The sequence below is a fragment of the Lentilactobacillus dabitei genome, from assembly GCF_019061365.1.
Lineage (GTDB): Bacteria > Bacillota > Bacilli > Lactobacillales > Lactobacillaceae > Lentilactobacillus > Lentilactobacillus dabitei.
Map to the genome: position 1 here is coordinate 5,554 of NZ_JAHPPD010000079.1, position 6,616 is coordinate 12,169.

General features: G+C 45.2%; 4 protein-coding genes. All 4 read right to left on the bottom strand.

All coding sequences use genetic code 11. The features are described 5' to 3' along the window. Positions 1-131 precede the first annotated feature (131 nt). Positions 132-1,424 carry an NADP-dependent isocitrate dehydrogenase gene (gene icd / locus KTE19_RS10850; RefSeq protein ID WP_217342278.1) on the bottom strand — a complete coding sequence of 431 codons (1,293 nt, stop codon included), beginning with the start codon at positions 1,422-1,424 and terminating at the stop codon, positions 132-134. Beyond that, complete coding sequence (locus tag KTE19_RS10855) at positions 1,417-2,520, bottom strand: citrate/2-methylcitrate synthase (protein ID WP_217342279.1); 1,104 nt, start codon at positions 2,518-2,520, stop codon at positions 1,417-1,419. The genes icd and KTE19_RS10855 overlap by 8 nt, the downstream gene beginning before the upstream one ends. Before the next feature lie 136 nt (positions 2,521-2,656). After that, a complete protein-coding gene (gene acnA, locus KTE19_RS10860; RefSeq protein WP_217342280.1) occupies positions 2,657-5,269 on the bottom strand; it encodes an aconitate hydratase AcnA in 2,613 nt (870 codons plus the stop codon). 371 nt (positions 5,270-5,640) lie between these two features. Beyond that, positions 5,641-6,093 (bottom strand): hypothetical protein, encoded by a 453-nt coding sequence (locus KTE19_RS10865; protein ID WP_217163902.1) that lies wholly within the window; start codon positions 6,091-6,093, stop codon positions 5,641-5,643. Between the last annotated feature and the right edge of the window lie 523 nt (positions 6,094-6,616).

The following is a 6,616-nucleotide window of genomic DNA, read 5'->3' on the forward strand; positions in this document are numbered from 1 at the left end:
GCAACTTACGCTCCGGTTGCTAACCGCCTGGCTCCGCTCACTTGTTCTTAGGACAGCTCCTCCAAGCAGAAGTCTGCATGTAAGCACCACCGAGAAAAATTCCAAAACCGGGAATTTCCCTCGGTGGAGACTTACATTCCGACTTCTAACCGCTTGGATCCGCTCACTATCATCTTTGCCACGTAATCGCCAAAACCACTGGTACTATATACGGTGGCATCCGGCGTTTTCGCAAAGTCTTCTGTCACATTGTGCGTGACAATTGCCTGACTAATCCCTGATCGAATTAATTTGGCAGCTGCTTGCCAACCGATATAATCAAACATCATTGCGCCTGACAAAATAATTGAAGTTGGGTTCAGCTTGTTTTGACCCGCAAATTGAGGTGCTGTGCCATGGGTTGCTTCAAAGATTGCCCGGCCAGTTTGGTAATTGATATTTCCACCTGGAGCAATTCCAATACCACCTACTTGGGCAGCCAAGGCATCCGATATGTAATCGCCATTCAAGTTCATGGTCGCGACCACGTCAAAATGCTCTGGAAACAGGAGCGCTTGTTGGAAGAAATTATCGGTAATCACATCATTCACGATTAATTTGCCAGCTGTTCGAGCATCGGCTTCGGCTTGATCAGCCGCTACTTGCCCCTGCACCTTGTGAATTACATTGTATTGGTTCGTTGTGAAAACTCGGTCACCATAGCTTTCGGCCACTTCGTATCCCCATTGCTTAAAGCTCCCCTCGGTTTTCTTCATAATATTTCCTTTATGAACCAGCGTCAGAGTGTGCTTCTCGTTAGCCAAAGCATAATCCACGGCTGCTTTCACCAATCTGGACGAGCCTTCCTTAGAAATTGGCTTGATGTCAAACGCAGATGAATCCGGAAATCTAACCTTATCCAGTTTACCCTGCTTGGCTAATAATTGTTCCCATTCCTTTGCGTCTTCTGTATCAACATCCGCTTCAATGCCAGCATAAATGTCTTCCGTATTCTCGCGAAAAACATCAATGTCAACATTTTCCGGATGGACAACCGGTGACGGACTTCCCGGATAATAAGTTACGGGTCTGAAACAAGCATACAGATCTAATTGTTGCCGTAACGTCACGTTGATTGATCGATGACCAACCCCGATTGGCGTGGTTAGCGGTCCTTTGATCCCCACCAAGTAGTCCCGCAAGCTGGTCAATGTCTCAGTCGGCAGCCATTCGTGGGTTCGTTTAAATGCCGTTTCACCAGCTAATAGTGGCAGCCAATTCACTTGCTTTTGACCGTGATATGCCGTCTTAACCGCTGCATCAAAAATCGTCTTGGCAGCACCCCAAATTTCTGGACCAATCCCATCCCCTTCGATAAACGGAATTGTTGGCACGTCTGGAACTTGAAGCCGCCCATCTTTCATGGTTATTTTTTCGTCACTCATGCAAATGAGCCTCCTTGTCAGCATGATAATGCCGATTAGTTTCACCGATATATTCAGATGAAGGCCGAATCAAACAGCCTTCCTCACGCTGCTCCATAATGTGCGCTAACCAACCGGCAGTCCGGCAAGCCGCAAACATTGTTGTAAAGGTATCTCGGTCAAGATTGAAGCAATGGTAAATCACCGCGGTATAGTAATCAACATTTGGATGCAGATGAGTCTTTTCAAACATAAAATCCCGAATCTGCTCTTCCATTTCAAAGTACGCTTCATTGCCGGTTTCATAAGAAATCTTCCCAGCAATTTCTCGCAAAATTGCGGCCCGTGGATCACCATGCTTATATACTCGGTGACCAAAGCCCATGATCTTTTGCCTGGAAGCCAATTGCCGTTCAACATATTCAAGCGGATCTTGACCGGTTTGTTTGATCGTTTCCAACATTTTGAAAACCTGTTCGTTGGCGCCGCCGTGTAGTGGGCCTTTAAGAGAACAAACAGCTGTCGTTAAGCATGAATAATAGTCTGATTGGGTCGAAGCAACTACCCGAGCCGTAAAAGCCGAAGCGTTGAACTCATGATCGGCATGGAGCACCATCACCGTGTTAAGCATTTCAATTTGTTCTCGAGTGGGCCGCTTGCCAGAAAACATGTAAATAAAGTTTTCCACCACCCCAAAATCAGGTTTGGATCGCTTAATTGGCTGATCATTTCGAATTCGAATAATCGCCGCAACCGCTGTTAGCATTTTCGCCAAAATCCGTGGTGGCTCATCGTGCTCGTTGTCATTGGTTGTCCCAAGGAGTGAAACCGTTGTCCGCAGAATACTCATTGGATGCTGCGGCTCTTTGGCAATCCGCCCCATCAGGCGAACCGTTTCGGCTGGCAGCTTCATTTGGGAGACCAACTCACGGCGAAAACTAACTAATTCAGATTCGGTTGGCAGTCGGAGATTCCAAAGCAAAAGCACAATCTCTTCGTATGGCACATCTTCTAATTCTGTAATTGGGTACCCAGCGTATGTCAAAATTTCGTTCTTCGTAGAACTAATTTTGGTTTGATCAACAACGACGCCAGCCAGTCCTTTTGGTAATTTCATCCTCTTACCTCACAATCAACACTGTGAGTTAATCCAAATAGTTCCGAATCAATTGTTAGTCTTGTCGGGAAATAATTCAGGTATTATTCTCTGAGGTGCTTACATGACTATTTGAATTAACTATTCTAGAAATAGATCAACTTTCAATTTTATTTTGGACGATCAACGGCATAATGCCGCCCTTTTCGTAATAATTCCAATCAACTGGAGTATCAAACCGAACCGTCACATCAAACTTGGTCTGCTGACCATCTTTTTCTGCAACGATGTGCGCCGTTTGCCCATCTAAATCAATTGTGAATGTTTCAGTACCATCAAGTCCCAGTGTTTCAGCGTTTTGACCCGGGAGATACTGAAGTGGCACAACGCCCATCATGGCTAAATTAGCTCGATGAATCCGTTCAAAACTTTCGGCAATAATAGCTTTAACGCCCAAAAGTTTGACCCCTTTGGCCGCCCAGTCTCTAGATGACCCCATGCCGTAATCTTTGCCTGCCAGAATCACCAAGCCCGTCCCAGCCTGTTTGTATTGTTGAGCGGCATCAAAGATAGTTGTTTCTTCATCGGTTGGCAGATAACGGGTGAACCCACCGACTTTATCTGGGGTGAGTTGATTCTGTAAGCGAATATTGGCTAACGTCCCCCGCATCATAATTTCATGATTACCTCGGCAGGAGCCATAGGAATTGAAGTTCTTCGGCTGAATTCCCTTCTGGCGCAAATATCTGCCTGCAGGAGTCTGTGACCCAATGAATCCGGCCGGTGAAACATGATCGGTCGTAATTGAATCACCCAATTTTGCCAGTACGCGCAAGCCACTTAAATGTTGCTGACCAGCTGTGCCATCGAAAAATGGCGGGGAGGCCAAGTAAGTTGAATCTTCATCCCACTCGTAAGTAGAAGACTTTGGTGCGGGTAACTGATTCCATGTTTCGTTTTGATTGAGAATTGATTGATAGTTTTGTTTAAATTCTTTTGGCTTAAGATATTTCTGATTCAATTCGGCAACCTCAGCATCACTTGGCCAGAGATCTTTTAAATAAACTGGTTGGCCATCCTTTGAGGCTCCAATAGGTTGCGTCGTCAAATCAATATCACAGGTGCCAGCCAGCGCGTAGATCACAACTAATGGCGGCGAAGCCAAGTACGTATCCTTAATCAGCGGGTTCACTCGGCCTTCAAAGTTCCGGTTACCACTTTCAACGGCGGCTAATGGATAAGGATCCTCGGCCACCCGGCTTTGAACATCTTCTTTTAATTGACCCGAGTTACCAATGCAAGTGGTACAGCCATACCCAACCAGGTTAAAGCCCAGTTTATCCAAATAGGGTTGCAGACCCGACGCTTCTAGATACTGCGTCACTACTCGGGAACCCGGGGCCAATGATGTTTTGACAAATTCTGGAACTTTAAGCCCATATTCAAACGCTCGTTTAGCTATCAAACCGGCTGCCAGCAAGACTTGGGGATTCGATGTATTGGTACAGCTGGTAATGGCGGCAATTCCCAATGATCCTACCCGAAGGTTAAAGTCTTTGCCTTCGACTTTAACCGGATAATCTGGCAAATCGCGACGGTCATCAAATTGCTTGGGCATCTTGTTTAACGTGACCGTGTCTTGCGGTCGGTTGGGCCCCGCCAGGCTACTTTGAACGGAACTTAAGTCCAAGGCGTCATCCTCGCTGTAATGTCGGTCTTCACTCTCCGTATAATACAGGTGATTGGCCTTGGCGTATGCTTCCACCAATTCGATGAGATCAGCTGGGCGGTTGGTGAGTTTAAGGTAGTCAATGGTTTGCTGGTCAATGGGGAAGAAGCCGCAGGTGGCGCCGTATTCAGGTGCCATATTTGCAATAGTTGCCCGATAGGCCAGTGGCAGAGACGCGGCTCCGTCCCCATAGAATTCCACAAATTTGCCGACCACATTATGTTCCCGCAGTATATGAGTCAGGGATAACGCCAAATCAGTTGAAGTAATGCCTTCCGCTAATTTGCCGCTTAATTTCACCCCAACCACTTTGGGCACGGGCATATAAGTATCTTCTCCGAGCATGCTGGATTCAGCTTCAATCCCACCGACTCCCCAACCAAGGACTCCGAGGCCATTAATCATGGTCGTGTGGGAATCGGTACCGACCAATGTGTCTGGAAAGGCTTCATAACTTCCGTCGGCTAGTTGCTTGGCATGTATCACATCTGCCAAGTACTCCAAGTTCACCTGATGAATAATCCCAGTGTCAGGTGGAATGACGGTCAAATTGTCAAAACTGTTCTGGGCCCATTTTAGAAAGGTGTAACGTTCCTGGTTGCGTTCAAATTCCTTTTTAATGTTGTATTCAAACGCTTCATCGTTACCAGAATGATCCACTTGAACTGAATGGTCGATCACGAGATGAACCGGCACCTCCGGATTGATCGTGCTCACATTGCCATGTTGAGCTTTGACTGCATCCCGCATCGCCGCCAAATCAACCAATGCGGGCACGCCAGTTAAATCCTGTAAGATAACCCGTTCAGGTTGATGGGGAATATCCTTGTCGTGATGGGTATCCCAGTTGCTAAAAGCTGGTAAAAATTGTTCCTTTGCGGAATCCTTAGAAGCATGGCGCAGGGCTTCTTCTAAAAGAATTCGGATCGTATACGGAACCGTTTTGATGGTTCCTCCGTGATCTTTCAGATAAGTACCAATATCATAATATTTATACGTTTGACTCGCTAACTTCAGCTGTTTCAAATATGATTTATCCATTATGCTTTCAACCATCTTTCTTTAGCATGAATCAATCGACTGGCGGTATCAAAAGGCTCACCAAATTCGGTTTTAGACAATTAGATTGCACTATACTCAGCGTATTTTAATTCTAATTTCATGTATATTTAATCTAAATGTTAGAATACGCAACTGTCAAGGTAAAATTGAAAAACAGTCCATAAAATTCACATTTGAGCTCATAGCATTTACAAATAAGTGATGATATTGCCAAAATAAAAGCAAGTTCTTCAGGAATTAAGTTCATTTCCTGAGAACTTGCTTTTTAGCGCCTTGAGGACACACCGTTTTGCGCCCACGCTTTCGCATTTTTCAAATGAGAAGTTATTTTTACGCGATTGGAGTCGCTATCAATTGGGTTTTAAGGTCGACCTGAACCAATCAAACAGTAGCTCCCCCACTAATACCACCGGTCCCAGCAGCCCATATATAATCGCCAAAGCAATTTGGGCCACCGTAGCGAATTGGTCATCGTGCATTTTGGAATAAAAGACAACCCGGTCACCTTCAATGGCTCCGGGATTCGTGACGTCCCAGCCTTTTTTGCCGATATGTTTGCGATTCCGATTCTCTAAATCCTGCTTGTATCGCTTCATCCCTTGGGTTGCTATTGACCGATACCCTGGATAGAGCTGCTTACGAATACAGAGTGGCAGTTGGCAAAGCCACGAGACGATCAGCCAAATATTGAACCCATTCCACTCAAATACAAAGTGGGCATTTTTATCCAAATTGAAAAAGTAACCGAGGACCAGAATAATGGTTGTTTGGAGTATGAAACGAGCAAGTATCCGGAGCTTCATAGCTGTCATCTCCTAAAAAGTGAGCGGATCCAGGCGGTTAGAGATCGGAGTGTAAGTCTCCTCGAACGGAAATTCCGGTTTGGGGAATTTTTGTTCGAGGTGCTTACATGCAGATCTCTGCTTGGAGGAGCTGTCCTAAACAAGTGAGCGGAGTAAAGCGGTTAATAACCGGAGCATAAGTCTCCACAACCGAAAATCCTGGGTTTAGATTTTGGGTTGTGGTGCTTATGTGCAGGTTATTGCTTTACGCAGCTGTCCTAACCTGACTGGAATTAAATGACTGATATTTTCATTAATATAGTCATCGCCGAAAATAATGTCAAGCCTAAAAAGATAATTGCAACTAAATTCGGCCTCCAAAATAATTGCTTGATTCCTCACAAAATAAACATCATTGAATCCCATACGCAATGCAGAATCGTACTTGGCCACAAATTCTTTGACCCTTGAATTTACACTTTAAGTGCAACACTAATTAAATAAAGAATGGCCCATGGCCAAATTTCTGTAAAATGATGTTTGC